This window comes from Pantoea sp. Ft-CA_14 (genome assembly GCF_024520875.1).
Lineage (GTDB): Bacteria > Pseudomonadota > Gammaproteobacteria > Enterobacterales > Enterobacteriaceae > Pantoea > Pantoea agglomerans.
On sequence record NZ_JALNPM010000015.1, the window covers coordinates 1 to 18,143 of the forward strand.

At 57.1% G+C, this 18,143-nt stretch carries 17 protein-coding genes; 2 read left to right on the forward strand and 15 right to left on the reverse strand.

Annotated features, from left to right (window positions below; translation table 11 throughout):
* Window positions 1-162: 162 nt before the first annotated feature.
* Window positions 163-1,914, reverse strand: coding sequence for a gamma-glutamyltransferase (gene ggt / locus NR195_RS19050; protein WP_061704360.1), 1,752 nt, complete (start codon window positions 1,912-1,914; stop codon window positions 163-165).
* Between the two features lie 206 nt (window positions 1,915-2,120).
* On the opposite strand from ggt, the gene NR195_RS19055 reads away from it, so the two are divergent.
* Window positions 2,121-2,414, forward strand: coding sequence for a DUF2756 domain-containing protein (locus tag NR195_RS19055; RefSeq protein ID WP_010253283.1), 294 nt, complete (start codon window positions 2,121-2,123; stop codon window positions 2,412-2,414).
* On the opposite strand, the gene ugpQ is transcribed toward NR195_RS19055, so the two are convergent.
* From ugpQ to NR195_RS19105, 10 genes are all read right to left on the reverse strand, one after another.
* The gene (gene ugpQ, locus NR195_RS19060) at window positions 2,411-3,154 is read right to left on the reverse strand and encodes a glycerophosphodiester phosphodiesterase (protein WP_010671531.1); all 744 of its coding nucleotides are present in this window, start codon (window positions 3,152-3,154) and stop codon (window positions 2,411-2,413) included. The genes NR195_RS19055 and ugpQ overlap by 4 nt on opposite strands.
* Window positions 3,151-4,224, reverse strand: coding sequence for a sn-glycerol-3-phosphate import ATP-binding protein UgpC (locus NR195_RS19065; protein WP_010253289.1), 1,074 nt, complete (start codon window positions 4,222-4,224; stop codon window positions 3,151-3,153). The genes ugpQ and NR195_RS19065 overlap by 4 nt, the downstream gene beginning before the upstream one ends.
* Before the next feature lies 1 nt (window position 4,225).
* Entirely contained in the window at window positions 4,226-5,071 is an 846-nt protein-coding gene (ugpE, locus tag NR195_RS19070; protein WP_010671530.1) for a sn-glycerol-3-phosphate ABC transporter permease UgpE, read from the reverse strand.
* On the reverse strand, window positions 5,068-5,955 hold the full coding sequence (gene ugpA, locus NR195_RS19075; RefSeq protein WP_010253295.1) for a sn-glycerol-3-phosphate ABC transporter permease UgpA: 888 nt from the start codon (window positions 5,953-5,955) through the stop codon (window positions 5,068-5,070). The genes ugpE and ugpA overlap by 4 nt, the downstream gene beginning before the upstream one ends.
* 54 nt (window positions 5,956-6,009) lie before the next feature.
* Window positions 6,010-7,326 (reverse strand): sn-glycerol-3-phosphate ABC transporter substrate-binding protein UgpB, encoded by a 1,317-nt coding sequence (gene ugpB / locus NR195_RS19080; protein WP_256844819.1) that lies wholly within the window; start codon window positions 7,324-7,326, stop codon window positions 6,010-6,012.
* A gap of 621 nt (window positions 7,327-7,947) precedes the next feature.
* Complete coding sequence (gene livF / locus NR195_RS19085; RefSeq protein ID WP_022624013.1) at window positions 7,948-8,661, reverse strand: high-affinity branched-chain amino acid ABC transporter ATP-binding protein LivF; 714 nt, start codon at window positions 8,659-8,661, stop codon at window positions 7,948-7,950.
* Window position 8,662: 1 nt separating this feature from the next.
* A complete protein-coding gene (livG, locus tag NR195_RS19090) occupies window positions 8,663-9,430 on the reverse strand; it encodes a high-affinity branched-chain amino acid ABC transporter ATP-binding protein LivG (protein WP_256844820.1) in 768 nt (255 codons plus the stop codon).
* Complete coding sequence (locus NR195_RS19095; RefSeq protein ID WP_010253305.1) at window positions 9,427-10,698, reverse strand: high-affinity branched-chain amino acid ABC transporter permease LivM; 1,272 nt, start codon at window positions 10,696-10,698, stop codon at window positions 9,427-9,429. The genes livG and NR195_RS19095 overlap by 4 nt, the downstream gene beginning before the upstream one ends.
* Window positions 10,695-11,621 (reverse strand): high-affinity branched-chain amino acid ABC transporter permease LivH, encoded by a 927-nt coding sequence (gene livH / locus NR195_RS19100; RefSeq protein WP_009087789.1) that lies wholly within the window; start codon window positions 11,619-11,621, stop codon window positions 10,695-10,697. Before livH ends, NR195_RS19095 begins: the two co-directional genes overlap by 4 nt.
* A gap of 134 nt (window positions 11,622-11,755) precedes the next feature.
* On the reverse strand, window positions 11,756-12,868 hold the full coding sequence (locus NR195_RS19105; protein WP_010253311.1) for a branched-chain amino acid ABC transporter substrate-binding protein: 1,113 nt from the start codon (window positions 12,866-12,868) through the stop codon (window positions 11,756-11,758).
* Window positions 12,869-13,263: 395 nt separating this feature from the next.
* Here NR195_RS19105 and panM point away from each other — a divergent pair, with 395 nt between their 5' ends.
* On the forward strand, window positions 13,264-13,659 hold the full coding sequence (panM, locus tag NR195_RS19110; RefSeq protein WP_033759053.1) for an aspartate 1-decarboxylase autocleavage activator PanM: 396 nt from the start codon (window positions 13,264-13,266) through the stop codon (window positions 13,657-13,659).
* 59 nt (window positions 13,660-13,718) lie between these two features.
* Here the strand turns inward: panM and rpoH are convergent, their stop codons facing one another.
* From rpoH to ftsY, 4 genes are all read right to left on the reverse strand, one after another.
* Entirely contained in the window at window positions 13,719-14,576 is an 858-nt protein-coding gene (rpoH, locus tag NR195_RS19115; protein ID WP_010253314.1) for an RNA polymerase sigma factor RpoH, read from the reverse strand.
* Window positions 14,577-14,816: 240 nt separating this feature from the next.
* Window positions 14,817-15,800 (reverse strand): permease-like cell division protein FtsX, encoded by a 984-nt coding sequence (gene ftsX / locus NR195_RS19120; RefSeq protein ID WP_010253316.1) that lies wholly within the window; start codon window positions 15,798-15,800, stop codon window positions 14,817-14,819.
* The gene (gene ftsE, locus NR195_RS19125) at window positions 15,790-16,458 is read right to left on the reverse strand and encodes a cell division ATP-binding protein FtsE (RefSeq protein ID WP_010253318.1); all 669 of its coding nucleotides are present in this window, start codon (window positions 16,456-16,458) and stop codon (window positions 15,790-15,792) included. The genes ftsX and ftsE overlap by 11 nt, the downstream gene beginning before the upstream one ends.
* A 5-nt stretch (window positions 16,459-16,463) precedes the next feature.
* Complete coding sequence (ftsY, locus tag NR195_RS19130) at window positions 16,464-18,074, reverse strand: signal recognition particle-docking protein FtsY (protein WP_256844821.1); 1,611 nt, start codon at window positions 18,072-18,074, stop codon at window positions 16,464-16,466.
* Window positions 18,075-18,143 lie beyond the last annotated feature (69 nt).

Sequence of the window (18,143 nt, forward strand, 5' to 3'; positions counted from 1 at the left end):
CGCAGCGGCGCGAGGACCGCCAGCCCCTGCCCGGCACCAGACTGCGTTATCACCTGTCGCTTAACTGACTGGCATTACCCTTCCGGGGCCCTTTCTGATTGCTGACTCTGTCTGACACGGTTCACTGTTAAACCGTGCCTGCGCAAACAACACAGTAAAATCTCAATAACCCGCACTCAAATCATCGATGCTGCGCGGATCGGAAGCGCCATAGAGCATGCCATCCGGCCCGATCATGATGCTCTGTGTACTGCCCATCGACGGCAGTACCTTCACATGCTGACCTTTGGTTTCCAGCAGACGCAGCGTATCGGGACTGAAGCCCTTCTCCACCCGCAGCTGATCCGGCAGCCACTGATGATGGAAGCGCGGCGCATTAGTGGCTTCCGCCACGTTCATCCCGAAATCGATGCTGTTAACCACCATCTGCAACACCGTGGTGATAATGCGGCTGCCGCCAGGACTGCCGGTCACCAGCCATGTTTTGCCCTCTTTGGCGACGATGGTCGGCGACATCGATGACAACGGACGTTTCGCCGGTTGCACCGCATTCGCTTCCCCGCCGACCAGTCCGTAGACATTGGGCGTGCCTGGCTTGGCTGAGAAGTCATCCATCTCGTTATTCATCAGGATGCCGCTGTTGCCCGCCACAATTCCGCTGCCGAAATAGGTGTTAAGCGTATAAGTCACCGCGACCGCATTCCCCTGCTTATCCACCACCGAGAAATGGGTAGTCTGATTGCTTTCATAAGGTTCGAGCTTGCCCGGTTTGATCTCGCTGGAGGGCCGCGCCTTCGCCACATCGATCTGCTGCGCCAGGGTTTTGGCATAGGCTTTACTGGTCAGCGCCTGCCACGGCACTTTCACGAAATCGGGATCGCCGAGATATTCCGAGCGGTCCGCGTAGGCATATTTCTCCGCTTCCGCCATCACCTGCATGGCATCAGCACTGCCAAAGCCCATCTTCGCCAGATCGAAGTTCTCCAGGATATTCAGAATCTGCACGATGTGGATGCCACCGGATGACGGCGGCGGCATTGAGAAGACTTCATAGCCACGGTATGTCCCACTAATTGGCTTACGCTCGACCGCACGATAGGCCGCCAGGTCAGCTTTGTTGATCAGCCCGCCATGCTGCGCCATCTCTCCGGCGATCTCATCCGCGATTTCACCTTTGTAAAAGGCATCCGGCCCCTGACGGGCAATCAGTTGCAGGCTGTGAGCCAGGTTTTTCTGCACCAGCCTATCGCCCTTCTGCCACGGCGTACCGTCCGGTTTGTAGAAGATCGCTTTGCTGTTGGGATGGGTGATCAGCACTTCTTTGCCGTAGGTTTTCAGATCGTCCGCCAGCGCGTCGTTGACCGGAATACCGTCACGCGCCAGTTTGATCGCCGGTGCCAGCAGCGTGCTCAGCGGCAGAGTGCCATATTTCTGCGCAGCCAGCGCCAGTCCGGCTACGGTGCCCGGCGTGCCTGAGGCGAGATGTGATGTCAGCGACAGCTTGCTGTCGGCGTTGCCCTGCTTATCCAGGAACATGTCACGCGACGCGTGTCCCGGTGCCATTTCACGGAAATCGATAGCCGTGGCGCGGCCAGAGGCAGTGCGCAGCAGCATAAAACCACCGCCGCCGAGATTGCCCGCCTGCGGATGGGTCACGGCCAGCGCAAAGCCTACCGCCACCGCGGCATCCACCGCATTACCGCCCTGACGCAGGATCTCGACGCCAACCTGCGTCGCCATCGCATCCACTGACGCTACCATGCCGTGCTGCGCTTTTACCGGGTGAAAAGTGTCACTGTCCACACCGTAGGAGACCGGAGGAGCCTGCGTTGGCGCGGCGTTAGCGCCTGCCACGACGGTGAAACTCATCACCAGCGACCAGCTAAGCTGACGCACTGTTTGCTGCATTTTCATCCTGCCACCATCCCATATTGTTATTTACATTTTTTTATCATTTCTGCAAGTGCCTACAAATACAGCAAAATAACCGGGGTTAAGTCAAATCAGGAATAGATCGGAAAGTAAGGTCTGTGATATCGGGTAAACTTATGGCTACGACCCTTATATCGGTGTACGCCGTTGTGCACCCAAAACCCTGTCGCTTTAAGGAAGGAGGAGTGATGAAAAAGTGGATGATTATTCTGGCCGCTCTGCTGCCTTTCGCCAGTCAGGCGAACACGCTGAACAGCACTAACGATCCGAATAAACCTGGCTATAACCCCAGCCAGCAGCGGATGCAGTCGCAGATGCAGACCCAGCAGCAGCAGCAGCAGCTGAAGCTGCGCCAGGATCAGCAGCGTCAGACGCAGGACACGCAGCGTAAAATGCAGGAGCAGCGGAACAGCGCCCAGCAGCGGGTGATTACCACGCAGCCGGGCCAGCAGAACCAGAATCAGAATCTAAACCAGAACTAATGAAAATCGGGGCCGATGATGTCGATGGCATCAGTACAGATGGCATCGACGCCCCATTTCAGCAATTCCCGCGCCCGATCCGGGCTGTTCACGGTATAAACCAGAATCTTCAGGCCTGCGGCTTTCAGTTCGGTGACCCGCTCAGCGGTCAGCACCTTATGATTAAGGTGAATTGAGACGCACGCCAGCGCAGCTGTTTTCTCCTGCCACTGCGGGTCCCAGCTGTGCGACAGCAGGCCACGCGGCAACTGCGGCTCTGCCTTCATCGCGGCTTCCAGCGCCTCAAAAGAGAACGAAGAGAGCAACGGTGCGACCTGATCCTGCCACAGTATCGCGGCAGCCTGTGCCACGGCGCGTCCGGTTTCAGCATCGCTGCCGGTGGTCGGTTTGATTTCGATGTTCGCCATCATCTGATGCTGACGGCAGCGTGCCGCCACCTGATCGAGCCGCGCCAGCTTTTCACCGGTAAACGCGTTGCCAAACCAGCTGCCCGCATCAAGCTGCGACAGCTTCTCCCACGGCAGCTGACCCGCCACGCCCCAGCCGTTGCTGGTGCGATCGAGCGTGTCGTCATGCAGCAGGAAGATCTGCGCATCGGCCGATAATTTGGCATCAAATTCAATCATCTGATGACCATATTTCGCGCCAGTGTCGATCGCCGCCAGCGTATTTTCCGGTGCCAGTTTACCGCCGCCGCGATGGGCGACGATGTGGGGATAGGGCCAGTGTTGTGTGCTCATTCCAGACGCTTTCCATGGGTTGAATCGAAGAAGTGTAACGCATCTGACGGCAGATGCAGCCACAGCGTACTGCCTGGCTGCGGGCGTTCACTGTGGGCTAAGCGTACCACCAGTGGCGTGTCACCGATGCGGCCATGTGCCAGATTATCAGCCCCCAGCATCTCCAGCGTATCGACCCGCAGCGGCACGCCGCCCTGCTCGCGGCTACTGAGCCGGATGTGCTCTGGCCGGATACCCAGCACCACCGGCCGGTTAGCCCATTTCGCTTTACTGTCGCTGAGCGGCAGAGCGTGCGAGGCGTCGAGGTCAAAGCGTGATCCATCGCTGCTGAACTGCCCTTTCAGCAGATTCATGGCGGGCGCGCCAATAAACGAGGCAACGAACTGGCTGGCGGGACGCTCATACACCTCGACCGGCGTGCCAAGCTGCTCGACCACCCCTTTGTTCATCACCATCACCCGCTGCGCCAGCGTCATCGCCTCCACCTGATCGTGGGTGACATAGAGGCTGGTGGTCTGTAAGCGGCGATGCAGCTGCTGCAGTTCCAGCCGCATCTGCACCCGCAGACGGGCATCAAGGTTGGAGAGCGGCTCATCAAACAGAAAAACTGCCGGTTCACGCACGATCGCGCGGCCCATCGCCACGCGCTGGCGCTGTCCGCCGGAGAGTTCGCGAGGCCGACGCATCAGCAGATGATCCAGCTCCAGACTGCGCGCCGCGTCGAGCACCCGCTGGCGGACCTGCTCTTTGCCCATGCCACGGATTTTCAGGCCATAGGCCATGTTCTCTTCCACTGACATATGGGGATAGAGCGCGTAGTTCTGGAACACCATTGCAATCCCGCGATCTTTTGGCTCTTCCTGAGTAACGCGCCGGTCGTCGATATAGATATCGCCGGAGCTGACGCGCTCCAGTCCGGCCACCATGCGCAGCAGGGTCGATTTACCGCAGCCGGATGGTCCGACCATCACCATAAATTCGCCGTCATTGATGGTGACATTCAGCGGCTGGATGATCTGATTTTTGCCATCGTAGGATTTGGTTACTGCCTGAAGGGTTACGCCTGCCATCTTATTTCTCACTCTCAACCAGACCGCGCACAAAGGCACGCTGCATGACTAACACCACCACCAATGGTGGGATCAGGGTTAATAACATTGCCGCCATCACTTCATTCCACTGGGTCGGCGATCCGCTGGAGGAGATCATGCTTTTAATCCCCGCCACCGCCGTGCCGAGGCTGGCGTCATTGATGATCAGCAGCGGCCAGAGGTACTGGTTCCAGCCGTAGATAAAGGTGATCACAAACAGCGCCGCCAGATTGGTTTTCGACAGCGGCAGAACAATGTCGATAAAGAAGCGCATCGCGCTGGCACCGTCGATGCGTGCCGCCTCCACCAGCTCATCCGGCAGCGACATAAAGAACTGGCGGAACAGGAAGGTGGCGGTCGCCGAGGCCATCAGCGGCAAGGTTAATCCGCTGTAGCTGTCGAGCAGGTTGAGATCGGCAATCACCTGTACTGTCGGGAAGATACGCACCTCTACCGGCAGCATCAGGGTAATGAAGATCAGCCAGAAAAAGAGCGTGCGCAGCGGAAAGCGAAACCAGACCAGCGCAAACGCCGACAGCATCGACACCGTGATTTTGCCGAAGGTGATGCCCAGCGCCATGATCATGCTGTTGAGCAGCATCAGGCCAAACGCCGGCCCGTTGCCGTTGACGCCATGCGTCCAGATGCGCGAGATGTTCTCCCACAGGTGCGTGCCGGGCACCAGCGTCATCGGCACCTGATAGACCGCTTCGTTATCCAGCGTCGCCGCCACAAAGGCAACATAGAGCGGAAACAGGATGGTGAGCACGCCCAGCACCAGCACGATGTGGCTGAAGAGATCCAGCCCGCGTCGATTCTCAATCATTGGTATTGCACCTTACGTTCAACAAAGCGGAACTGGAGCACCGTCAGCCCGATGACCAGCAGCATCAGCACCACCGACTGCGCAGCGGACGAGGAGAGATCCAGACCGGTAAAGCCTTCGCGATAGATTTTGTAGATCAGCGTGGTGGTCGCCTGTACCGGCCCGCCGCCGGTGGCGGCATCGATCACCGGGAAGGTATCGAAGAAGGCGTAGATCAGATTCACCACCAGCAGGAAGAAGCTGACCGGCGTAATCAGCGGCAGCGAGAGGTTGAAGAAGCGACGCACCGGTCCGGCACCGTCAATGGCGGCGGCTTCCACCAGCGATTTGGGGATCGATTGCAGCGCAGCGAAGAAGAACAGGAAGTTGTAGCTCATCTGCTGCCAGATCGATGCCAGCACAATCAGGAACATCGCCTGACCGCTGTTTTGCGCATAGTTCCAGTTGTAGCCGATGTGGTTCAGCAGATAGCTGAACAGGCCCAGGCCCGGATTAAACAGGAACATCCACAGTACCGCGGCCACGACAGGCGCAACGGCGTAGGGCAGCAGCAACAGCGTCTGATAGAGACGGCGCAGCCGCACCACATAATCCACCAGCGCCGCCAGCAGCAGCGAAAAGACCATGCCGAATACCGTGACCATGCCGCTGAATTTTATGGTGGTCCAGAACGAATCCAGATAGTAAGGATCGGCAAACAGGCGTCTGAAATTTTCCAGCCCGACAAAGCTGCTGGAGATGCCAAAGGGATCGAGGCTTTGCAGCGAGTACCACAGCGCTTCACCGGCAGGCCAGAGAAAGAAGATGGCGGTAATCAGCAGTTGCGGCAGCACCAGAAGATAGGGCAACAGACTGGTGCGAAAGACCGGACGAGATGAAGACATGGCGTACCTGGCGTCAGAGAGAGGGGCCAGCCTGAGCTGGCCCGCAAGGAGAGATTACTTCACCTGCTGCTGGAAGCGGCGCAGCAACTCGTTACCGCGTTTCACTGCGTTATCCATCGCGTTCTGCGGCGACTGCTTGCCGGTCCAGACGCTTTCCAGCTCTTCGTCGATCACGGTACGAATCTGCGGCATGTTGCCCAGACGCATGCCTTTGGTAAACGGCAGTGGCGGCTTGTTCATCATCTGACGGGTAGCGATATCCGCGCCCGGATTCTTATCGTAGAAGCCCTGCTGTTTAGTCAGCTCGTAGGCGGCGGTGGTAATCGGCAGATAGCCGGTTTTCTGGTGCCATTCCGCGGCGATTTCCGGTTTAGCGAGGAACTGCATAAACTCAGCCACACCTTTGTAGGTTGCGGCATCTTTGCCTTTCATCACCCACAGGCTGGCACCGCCGATCAGGGCGTTCTGCGGCGCATTCGGCACGGTCTCGTCATACGGCATCATGCCAACGCCGAAGTTGAATTTGGCGTAATGACGGATATCAGCCAGCGAACCGGATGATGCGGTGGTGATGCCACAGTCGCCGTTGTAGAACTTGGCGGTGGACTCATCTTTGCGGCCAAAGTAGGTGAAGTCCCCTTTCTTGTTCATCGCTTCCAGCAGCCCGATATGACGAACCAGTACCGGCTTGTTGAACTCCAGCACGGCGTCGAGTCCGTCAAACCCGTTGTTTTTGGTCGCTACCGGCAGAGCGTGCCAGGCGCTAAAGTTTTCAATCTGGATCCAGCCCTGCCAGCCGCTGGCGTAGCCACAGCTCATGCCCGATTTGCGCAGGGCAGCGGCATCCATCGCCAGCTCCTGCCAGGTTTTCGGCGGCTGGTCCGGGTTCAGACCCGCTTTTTTAAAGGCATCTTTGTTGTAGTAGAGCACTGGCGTCGAGCTATTGAACGGCTGAGAGATCAGCTGACCTTTGCTGTCGCTGTAGTAGCCCGCCACCGTTGGCACGAACTGCTTTTCATCAAAGGGGATACCGGCGTCTTTGAAGACCTGATGCACCGGCACAATCGCCTGCGAGGCCATCATGGTCGCCGTACCGACTTCATAAACCTGCAGCACCGCAGGGGCTTTGCCACTGCGCACTGCCGCAATCCCTGCCGCCAGGCTCTGCTCGTAGTTACCTTTGTAGGTCGGAACAATTTTGTAATCGGGATGCGTCTGGTTAAAACGCTGTGCCAGCGAATCCACTTCTTTGCCTAGCTCGCCTTCCATAGAGTGCCAGAAAGGGATCTCAGTGGCGGCCATGGCATGGCTGCTGAGCGTCAGACCGAGCAGCACGCTCATCAGGCTACGACGAAAGGTAACGACGGACATAGAATTTTCCTGTGCAGGTAAATACGCGTGAAATCACGGATTTCTGTTTCGCGAAGTAACATGACACGGGGAAATGAAGGATTAATAACAGAAAGATGACAGCCGGGTGACAGACTGAATAGTGGAAAAGACAGAGCGACTAACTGCAGCTGAGCTTGTTGACAAAGTCTGGCCTGGTTGCTGTAAGACTGAGCCCTGCACAGAGAACACGGTCAGATCGGAAAGACGCAAAATCCGTCATCCATGACATGCTCGGCCCGCGCCGTCCATGGCGCGGGACGCTTTCCTCCTCTGCCCGTGTTCCCTGTGCGTTGAGTTTTTTCGTTGCAGCCAAATTCACCCTGATTTGGGTTTCAGCAATCTGAGCGGCTATACACCATTACAAAGTCGAGTTTATTTACATAAATTGTAACGGATATTGGCAATGACAGCACTTGTCCCTGCTTTTTAAGGGCAAACTCAAAGCCCGTTGGCGGCAACACCCACACCGATGCTCAAGGCCGTCGGCGGCGCAGGCAGTTCGGCACCGGCCAGCGCGCAGTAACCGGAGCGTATATATATACGTGAGGATTACGAGCACTGCCCGGTGTCGAAATGGCAAGTAAGCCAGGCCGTGCCCCATCAGGCACCTAAGTAAGCGCTGCGGACGGCTTCGTTGGAAAGAAGTGCTGCACCTGTGTCTTCGAGCACCACATGCCCGTTCTCCAGCACATAGCCCCGATCCGCCAGCTTCAGCGCCTGATTAGCATTCTGCTCCACCAGGAAAATCGTCATCCCCTCGCTGCGCAGCTGCTCAATGGTGTCGAAGATCTGCTGAATAATGATCGGTGCCAGTCCCAGCGACGGTTCGTCCAGCAACAGCAGGCGCGGCTGGCTCATCAGCGCACGGCCAATCGCCAGCATCTGCTGTTCGCCGCCCGACATCGTCCCGGCGCGCTGGATTTTACGCTCCTCCAGCCGCGGGAAGAGTTCATAAACGCGCTTGATCCGCGTCAGATAGTCCGGACGGCTGGCAAAAAAGCCCCCCATCGCCAGGTTCTCTTCTACCGTCATGCGCGAAAAGACCCGTCTGCCTTCCGGCACGATGGCGATCGCTTCACGCATAATGCGCGAGGTTTGCCAGTCAGTAATGGTTTTGCCATCAAAGGTAATGGTGCCCTGCGTCGCGCGCGGTTCGCCGCACAGCGTACCCAGCAGCGTGGTTTTTCCTGCACCGTTAGCGCCAATCAGGGTGACGATTTCGCCCTGATTGATATAGAGGCTGACGTTGTGCAGCGCCTGAATTTTGCCGTAGTGGGCGCTGACGTTCTCAATGGTTAACATCGCATTTGCCATCTCAGGCCTCTCCTAAATAGGCACGAATGACATCCGGGTTATTACGAATCTCTTCCGGCGTTCCGTTAGCCAGCGGCGTTCCCTGATTGACCACATAAATACGGTCAGAAATGCCCATCACCAGCTTCATATCATGTTCAATCAGCAGCACCGACACCTTGTGTTCGCCACGCAGTTCCGCAATCAGCGCATCCAGCTCATGGGTCTCTTTGGGGTTAAGGCCCGCCGCCGGTTCATCCAGCATCAGGATTTCCGGGCGCGTCACCATACAGCGCGCAATCTCCAGTCGACGCTGCTGACCATAGGCCAGATTGCCCGCCTGACGGTTAGCCAGATCCAGCAGCCCCACCCGCTCCAGCCAGGTCGCCGCACGATCCAGCGCCTCGTTCTCACTGCGGCGAAACGCCGGGGTTTTCAGCAGACCGGAAAACAGGCCGCTTTTTAGATGCTGATGCTGCGCCACCAGCAGGTTCTCAATGACCGTCATCTCACGGAACAGACGCACGTGCTGGAACGTCCGCACGATGCCCATCCGCGCAATCTTCTGGCCCGGCAACCCTTCAAGATGCTGCTCACGCAATGTGATCGTCCCGCCGGTTGGCTTGTAAAAGCCGGTCAGGCAGTTGAACACGGTGGTTTTACCGGCACCATTGGGGCCAATCAGCGAAACGATCTCCTGCGGACGCAGCTCCAGCGCCACATTGTTCACGGCTAAAAGACCGCCGAAGCGCATCATCAGGCCTTCAACGGCTAATAAAGGCTGAATCATGCCTGCTCTCCTTGTTTACCGGTTCTGAGCTTCAGATGCGGACGCTTCATCGGCAACAGGCCCTGCGGACGCCAGATCATCATCAGCACCATCAGGCCACCCAGCACCAGCATGCTGTACTCATTGAGATCGCGCATCAGCTCGCGTGACACCACCAGCAGAATGGCGGCCAGAATCACCGCAAACTGCGACCCCATCCCGCCCAGAACCACAATCGCCAGCACAAAGGCGGATTCGACAAAGGTAAAGGATTCCGGGCTGACAAAGCCCTGACGCGCCGCGAACAGGCTGCCGGCAAAACCGGCAAACGCGGCACTGATGGTAAAGGCGGTCAGCTTGATGCGGGTCGGGCTGAGGCCCAGTGAACGACAGGCAATCTCATCCTCACGCAGGGCTTCCCAGGCTCGGCCCAGCGGCATCCGCAGCAGCCGGTTGATCACAAACAGCGTCAGCACCACCAGCAGCAGCGCCACCAGGTAGAGGAAGATAATGCGGTCGCTGGGATCGTACTTCAGCCCAAAGAAGTTATGGAAGGTATCCCAGCCACCTTCCCGCGGCGTACGACCAAACTCCAGACCAAACAGCGTCGGTTTCGGGATCTGGCTGATGCCGTTCGGCCCGCCGGTCAGGGCGGTATTGTTCAGCAGCAGAATACGCACGATCTCACCGAAGCCCAGCGTCACTATCGCCAGATAGTCGCCGCGCAGTCGCAGCACCGGGAAGCCCAGCAGCAGACCAAACAGCGCGGCAACTATGCCGGAGAGCGGCAGGCACTGCCAGAAGCCGAGACCGTAATAGTGGTTCAGCAGCGCAAAGGTGTAGGCACCGATGGCGTAAAAGCCGCCATAACCCAGCACCAGCAGGCCAGAGAGGCCGACCACCACGTTTAAGCCCAGACCGAGCATCACGTAGATCAGCGTCATGGTGGCGATATCGACGGTGCCGCGTGACACCAGGAATGGCCAGGCAACGGCGGCGATAATCAGCACCGCCATCACCAGCTTCTGCTTCGGCGTCGAGCCATCCAGACCCGGTAACACCAGTGCCGGACCCGAGATTTTCTTCAGGCCGCTTTGCCATACCGGACGCAGCAGTTGAAACAGAAACACCACCGCACAGCCTGTGGCGATCCAGTTCCAGCGCACGCTCCCGGCGTTCTGCACCACCAGATTAGTGCCGTCCAGATTCAGGCGCAGCCCCATAAAGAAGGTGGCGAGCACCAGCAGCATCACCGAGGAGATCAGGGCATTGATAAAGGAAGTCTTCATACTTTTTCGACCTCCGGGCGGCCCAGAATCCCGGTCGGCATCACCAGCAGCACCACAATCAGCAGGGCAAACGAGACCACATCTTTATATTCCGTACTGAGATAGGCCGAGGTCAGCGCCTCGGCGATGCCCAGCACCAGGCCGCCAATCATCGCGCCCGGAATACTGCCAATCCCGCCCAGCACGGCGGCGGTGAACGCCTTCATGCCTGCCATAAAGCCGATGAAGGGGTTGATTGAACCGTAGAACTGTCCCAGCAATACGCCCGCCACCGCGGCCATCGCGGCACCGATAACAAAGGTCAGCGAGATCACGCGGTCCGTGTTTATCCCCAGCAGGCTGGCCATTTTCAGGTCTTCTGCGCAGGCGCGGCAGGCGCGGCCCATGCGTGAATAGCGGATAAAGGTGGTCAGCGCCAGCATCGCCAGGAACGTCACCACCCAGATCACTATCTGCATGGTGGAGATGGTAGCGGCAAAGCCGTTGCTCTCGCCTACCGTCCACTGTCCGGTAATCAGACTCGGCAGCGCCAGGTCACGTGAACCCTGCGTCAGGCTGACGTAGTTTTGCAGGAATATCGACATCCCGATGGCGGAGATCAGCGCAATCAGGCGCTTGGACGAGCGCACAGGCCGGTAGGCGACGCGCTCGATGCTCCAGCCGTAGGCGCTGGAGATAATTACCGCCATCACAAAGCCGGCCGCAATCATCAGCCAGGTGGTGTCGATGCCCATCATCATCAGAGCGGCAATCACGATAAAGGAGACATAGCTACCGATCATGTAGACCTCGCCGTGGGCGAAGTTGATCATGCCGATAATGCCGTAAACCATGGTGTAACCGATGGCGATCAGCGCGTAGGTGCTGCCCAGGGTCACACCGTTAAACATCTGCTGAATAAAATAGAGAAACTGCTCGGACATACCTTGACCCTTACTTAACCGATCATGGGCGATCGGGGTACAAAAAACGCCTGGCAGACCAGCACCAGGCGTTCGTGTCGCTGGTCAGGGGAAACCGGTTAACCGGCCTCCCGCTCACCACAAAACAGCCTGGTTTACTTCACTGCGGTCGAGGTGCCATCGGCATGCCATTTAAAGACGCCGAATTCAAAGCCCTTAAGGTCACCCTTCTCATCCCAGTTCAGGTTGCCCATGACGGTTGGCACCGCCGCACCTTCCTTGAGGTTTTTCACGATAGCGTCCGGCTCAGCGCTCTTGCTGCGCTCCATGCCGGTTGCCAGTGACTGCAGTGCGGCATAGGTGGTCCAGACGAACGGTCCGGTCGGATCCAGTTTCTTCGCTTTCAGCGCTTCAACGATCGGTTTGTTGGTTTCAACCTGATCGTAACGTTTTGGCAGGGTCACCAGCATGCCTTCAGAAGCGGCACCGGCGATGTTCGACAGCGAGGCGTTACCCACGCCTTCCGGTCCCATAAACTGGGTTTTCAGGCCCGCAGCACGTGCCTGACGCACGATCTGGCCCATTTCCGGGTAGTAACCGCCGAAATAGACGAAATCGACGTTCTCTTTCTTGAAGCGCGCGACCAGCGTAGAGAAATCTTTATCGCCAGCGGTGATACCTTCAAACATCACGATATTGGCGCCCTGCTTTTTCAGGCTCTCCTGTACGGAGCGCGCCAGGCCTTCGCCATACTGCTGTTTATCATGCACCACGGCGATGCGCTGCGGTTTAAGCTCGCTCATCACATATTTCGCGGCGGTCGGCCCCTGATCGGAGTCGAGACCGGTGGTGCGCATAATCAGTTTATAGCCGCGGGAAGTCAGGTCAGGGGCGGTCGCCGCCGGGGTAATCATCAGCACGCCTTCATCTTCATAGATGTCAGAAGCGGGCTGGGTGGATGAAGAGCAGAGATGGCCGATCACGTAGCGGATGCCGTCGTTAATCACCTTGTTCGCTACCGCAACCGCCTGTTTCGGGTCACAGGCGTCGTCATATTTCACCGCAACCAGTTTGTTGCCGTTAACACCGCCTTTGGCGTTGATATCTTCAATCGCCTGAGTCGCACCGGCGAACTGCATGTCGCCGTACTGCGCCACCGGGCCAGACATTGCGCCGACAATCGCCACTTTGATATCTTCAGCCAGCGCCGCATGGCTCATCGCCAGTGCTACACATCCCGCCAGTAATGCGCGACCTTTCATTTTCATCCTGACTACCCCATTTGTTTTGTCGTGTATGTTGTGAGTGTTTGTGCTGTCAGATAAAGTCGAAAACTGATTAAGCATGAATGAGTTAGCGTATTTTTCTGACATTTTTTATTAATAAGGCTTTATTTTTCAGGTTATTAAACAGGAAGTTTCTTCTGTAAATCAACTGACATATTCAGAATTGACTGAGTGAAACAGCATAATACACTGGAGGCAACGGCCGGTTTTTCACCGCTTTGCCAGCGCGTTATGCTGGATTGATCGCACGCTCTCCCTGTTTACAACTATCATCCTGGCATCCCGACCATCTTTTGACCTGTTTTATTGATGAAAATGTGGTAGCACTCTGGTTGTACATTTTCGCTGCACTTTCCCCTGTTACAGAGGTTTTTGTTATGAAGCTCACTATCCAGCGTTTAACCACGCTGACCGCGCAGGACCGCATCGATCTTGGCAAAGTCTGGCCGGATCTGGAGATTGAACAACTGGAGCAGCAGCTGGATGAGCGCCATCGTCTCTATGCTGCCCGTTTTAACGACCGGCTACTGGCGGGTTTGCAGCTGGAAATCGCCGGGATCCACGGCAAAATTCACCGGCTGTCGGTGCGCGATGTCACGCGCCGACGCGGGGTGGGACAATATTTACTGGAGGAGACGATCAGGCAGAATGGGTCGATAGCGGACTGGTGGATTGCCGATGATGGCAGTGACGATCAGCAGGTGCGGGCAGCCTTTATGCAGGCGTGTGGCTTCAGGGCGCAGAGTGACGGCTGGATAATGGCGGTAGAATAGTCAGGCGCAGAAAAACAAAAAGGGCGACATAAAGTCGCCCCTTAAGATGTCGAAGTGCGTTACGCTTCGATCGCCATACGCAGTTTCTTCATGGCGTTCTTTTCCAGCTGCCGGACACGTTCGGCTGACACGCCGTACTGATCGGCCAGCTCCTGCAGCGTGGTTTTATTGTCTTCGTCCAGCCAGCGGGCGCGAATGATGTGCTGACTACGCTCATCCAGACCTTCCATCGCATAGCTCAGCTTGTCAGCCGCGTGCGCATCCCAGTTATCCTCTTCAATGCCGTCAGCAAAGTCAGAGGTTTTATCCTGAAGATAAAGCACGGGTGCCATAGAGCGGCCTTCGCTGCTCTCGTCGTCGGCAGACATATCAAAGGTCATATCCTGCGCGGCCATACGCGATTCCATTTCACGCACATCTTTGCTGCTTACGCCCAGCTCACGCGCAACCATCTCGACTTCGTCCTGATTGAACCAGCCCAGACGCTGCTTGGTTTTACGCAGGTTAAAGAACAGCTTACGCTGTGCTTTGGTGGTCGCGACTTTCACGATACGCCAGTTACGCAGCACGTATTCGTGAATCTCCGCTTTAATCCAGTGCACGGCAAACGAAACCAGACGCACGCCCACTTCTGGGTTGAAGCGACGTACCGCTTTCATCAGGCCGATATTGCCTTCCTGGACCAGGTCAGCCTGTGGCAGACCGTAGCCGGAGTAATTACGAGCGATATGAACTACAAAGCGTAGGTGAGACAGGATCAGCGTCTTTGCCGCATCCAGATCGCCCTGGTAATGCAGCCGTTCAGCCAACGCTTTTTCCTCTTCTGCCGAGAGCATCGGCCAGGTATTCGCAGCCCGGACGTAAGACTCCAGGTTGCCAAGAGGAGCAATAGCTAAAGTTTGCATTTCTTTGGTCATTCAAACCCTCACAAATTTAGTGGAATTGCCGCACATTTCCCTGCGCAGACGATACATTACGTTAACGTCGCGCGAAATCCGAAAGCAATCTGTGCTACTTAGAGTGGTAAAGTTATCCACAAGTTCAATTATAGCGGTGAATATTTTACACACAGATGACAGGAAGGGAAGAGGGGAAATATCCTCTGCACCCACCATCGGTAGCAGAGGACCATTATAACAAAAAAATGTTGCAGGCGTTTACTGCGGCGTAAATCGACGTAAATGTTGTACCGTTGCCAGCCACGCAGCCACCCAGCCGATGATTGCCGCAATCAGTAACAGCAGCAGCGCCTCATCCCAGGAGAAGCCTTCCAGCGAGAAGGTGGTACCAAATACCGTCGCCACGCTGGCAACAACGGACTGCAGACGCAGCACCAGCACTTCCGACAGCAGCAGCGACAGCACCGCCCCGCTGAAGCCCAGCAGCGCCCCGCCATAGAGGAATGGACGCAGGATAAAGCCGTCAGTGGCACCAATCAGCTTCTGCACGTTAATGGTGTCGCGTCGGGCAAAGATGCTGAGCCGGACGCTGTTACCGATCACCAGGAACACTGCCACGATCATCAGCACGCCAATCATTGAGGCGATCTGCCCCACCAGCCCGGTCAGCGCCGCCAGCCGCGCAAACCAGCTATCATCCATCCGCACTTCATCCACGCCCTGCACTTTAGTTACCCGATCGCGCAGGCTTTGCATGGTGTCTGAGTTCTGGAAATTGAGCTTAGGCGTGATGATGGCCACCGCAGGCAGCGGATTCTGCTCCAGCATATCCATTGCGCCGCCAAAGCCTGACCAGTTGCGGAACTCGTTCAGCGCCTCTTCCCGCGTCAGGTAGTTGACGTTATCCACGCCTTCGACCTGCTTGAGCTGCGCCACCACGTTTTCTGCCGCCGTGTCATCCAGCGTTTTGGAGAGATAAACGGTTAACTGCGGCGCCGGATACCACTGCGTTGCCGCCTGGCTGACGTTTTTCCATACCATGTAGCAGACGCTGGGCAGCGTCAGTGAAATGGCGATGACCATCACCGTCAGCAGGGTTGCCAGCGGCTGACGCCACATATCAGAAAGCGTACCGCGCAGCGCATAGCGCCACTGCTCCTGCCAGCCGCCTTTCAGCGCTTTGCTCTTCGACTGCTGCTTCGCTTTCGGCGCAGCCGGACGTTTAATGCGTTTATTGACCATCGTGGCCTCCGTGCAGACGTCCCTGATTCAGCGTCATCATCCGGTAGTTGCGTCGGGCGATAAGACCGCTGTCATGCGTCGCCATCAGGACGGTGACGCCGACGCGGTTAAACTCTTCGAACAGGCGCAGAATATCTTCTGACAGCGCGTCGTCAAGGTTACCGGTCGGTTCATCGGCCAGCAGCACGGCTGGCTTGTTCACCACCGCACGGGCGATGCCCACACGCTGCTGTTCACCGCCAGAAAGCTGAATCGGATAACTTTTCGCTTTGTCGAGCAGACCCACTTTATCCAGTGCTGCCGAAACGCGACGACGAATGTCTTCGCCGCTGGCACCGGAGATAATCAGCGGGATCGCCACATTTTCATAAACCGAACGATCCATCAGCAGGTGGTGATCCTGGAAAATCATGCCGATCTGACGACGCAGGAAAGGCACCTCGCTGTTACGCAGGCGGGAAATGTCATGGCCGCTGAACCAGATTTTTCCGGCACTCGGGCGCTCAATGCCACAAATCAGCTTCAGCAAGGTACTTTTACCGGCACCGGAGTGGCCGGTCAGAAACGCCATTTCGCCGGGACGCAGACGGAAATCTACCCCCTGCAGCGCCTGACGTCCGCCGAGATATGCCTTACTGACCTCTTCAAAGCGAATCATCCTAATTAGTCCTCTCGGGCAAACAGTGCCTCAATAAAATCTTCCGCCTTAAACGGCCGTAAATCTTCAATGCCTTCACCGACACCAATGTAGCGAATCGGAATACCGAACTGATCGGCCACCGAGAAGATCACGCCGCCTTTGGCGGTGCCATCCAGCTTGGTGAGCGCAATCCCGGTCACGCCAACGGCCTCATTAAACAGTCGGGCCTGGCTGACCGCATTCTGTCCGGTGCTGGCATCCAGCGTCAGCATCACTTCGTGTGGCGCTGAATCATCCAGTTTCTTCATCACGCGGGTGATTTTTTTCAACTCTTCCATCAGATGCGATTTGTTCTGCAGACGACCCGCGGTATCGGCAATCAGCACGTCAACGCCACGCGATTTCGCGGCCTGAATAGCATCGAAGATCACCGAAGCGGAATCTGCACCGGTGTGCTGAGCAATCACCGGAATGTTATTGCGCTGGCCCCACACCTGCAGCTGCTCAACAGCCGCGGCGCGGAAGGTATCACCAGCCGCTAACATCACGGATTTGCCTTCAGCCTGATACTGGCGCGCCAGTTTACCGATGGTGGTGGTTTTACCTACACCATTGACGCCAACCATCAGGATCACAAACGGCGTTTTGCCTGAGACGTCCAGTGGCGCGTCCACTTTCGCCAGAATCGAGGCCATCTCCGCTTTCAGCAGGCCGAAGAGCGCTTCCGCGTCACGCAGTTGCTTGCGGTTTGCCTGCTGGGTCAGATGCGTGATGATGCGGCGAGTGGTATCCACACCCACATCCGCAATCAGCAGTTGCTCTTCCAGCTCGTCAAACAGCTCATCATCAATCTTTTTGCCACGGAACAGGCTGATAAAACCGGAACCGAGGTTCTGACGGGTTTTCACCAGGCTGCGCTTCAGGCGGGCAAAGAAGCCCTCTTTGCTGGGACGCTCCTGCTCCTGCACGATGAGTGGCGCGGCGGCCAGCGGGAGATCGCTGACGGTATCGGATAATGTCTCTGCCGGTTCCGCGTCGGTGACTTCGGCTTCGCCCAGTGCCAGTGCGGTCAGCTCTTCCTCGGTGAGCGGTGCTTCCGCTTCGCTGTCCGATGTTTCAACGATCGCAGCCTCGTCCGGCGTCAGCGCTTCATCGCTTAACGGCGCTTCGGCTTCGCTGTGCGGGGTTTCAACGATCCCGGCGTCATCCAGCGCCAGCGCGGTCAGCTCTTCTTCGCTTAACGGCGCATCGGCGGGTTCCGCATCAACGGCTGGTTTTACCACGTCGTCGGCGTCAATAACCGGCGTCGCGTCATGTTCAGGTGCGGCGATTTCCAGTAGCGCTTCAGGATCGGCCTCAATCGGCGCAGCTTCATCCAGCACCATGGGTGCTGACTCGTGCGGCGCTGCCGCGGTGACTTCCGCCTCACGCTGCTGCCCGGCCACCGTTTCGGTGATAACGACAGTCTCTTCCGCTTGCGCTTCAGCCTGGCTTAATGCCGGGGCGTCCTGTTCTGCCTGCTGCTCTGCGGGTTCTGCGACCTCTTGTGTCTGCTCCTCCGCGACAGGTTGTTTCTCTTCCTCTTTGCCAAATCCCAGCCAGGAAAAAAAGCCACGTTTTTTCTCTTTTGCCATTGTGTGACGACACTCCTCGATGGCTTTGTCCCGGTCGCGCGTGGTTTCCAGGGGTAAATCAATGAAAGT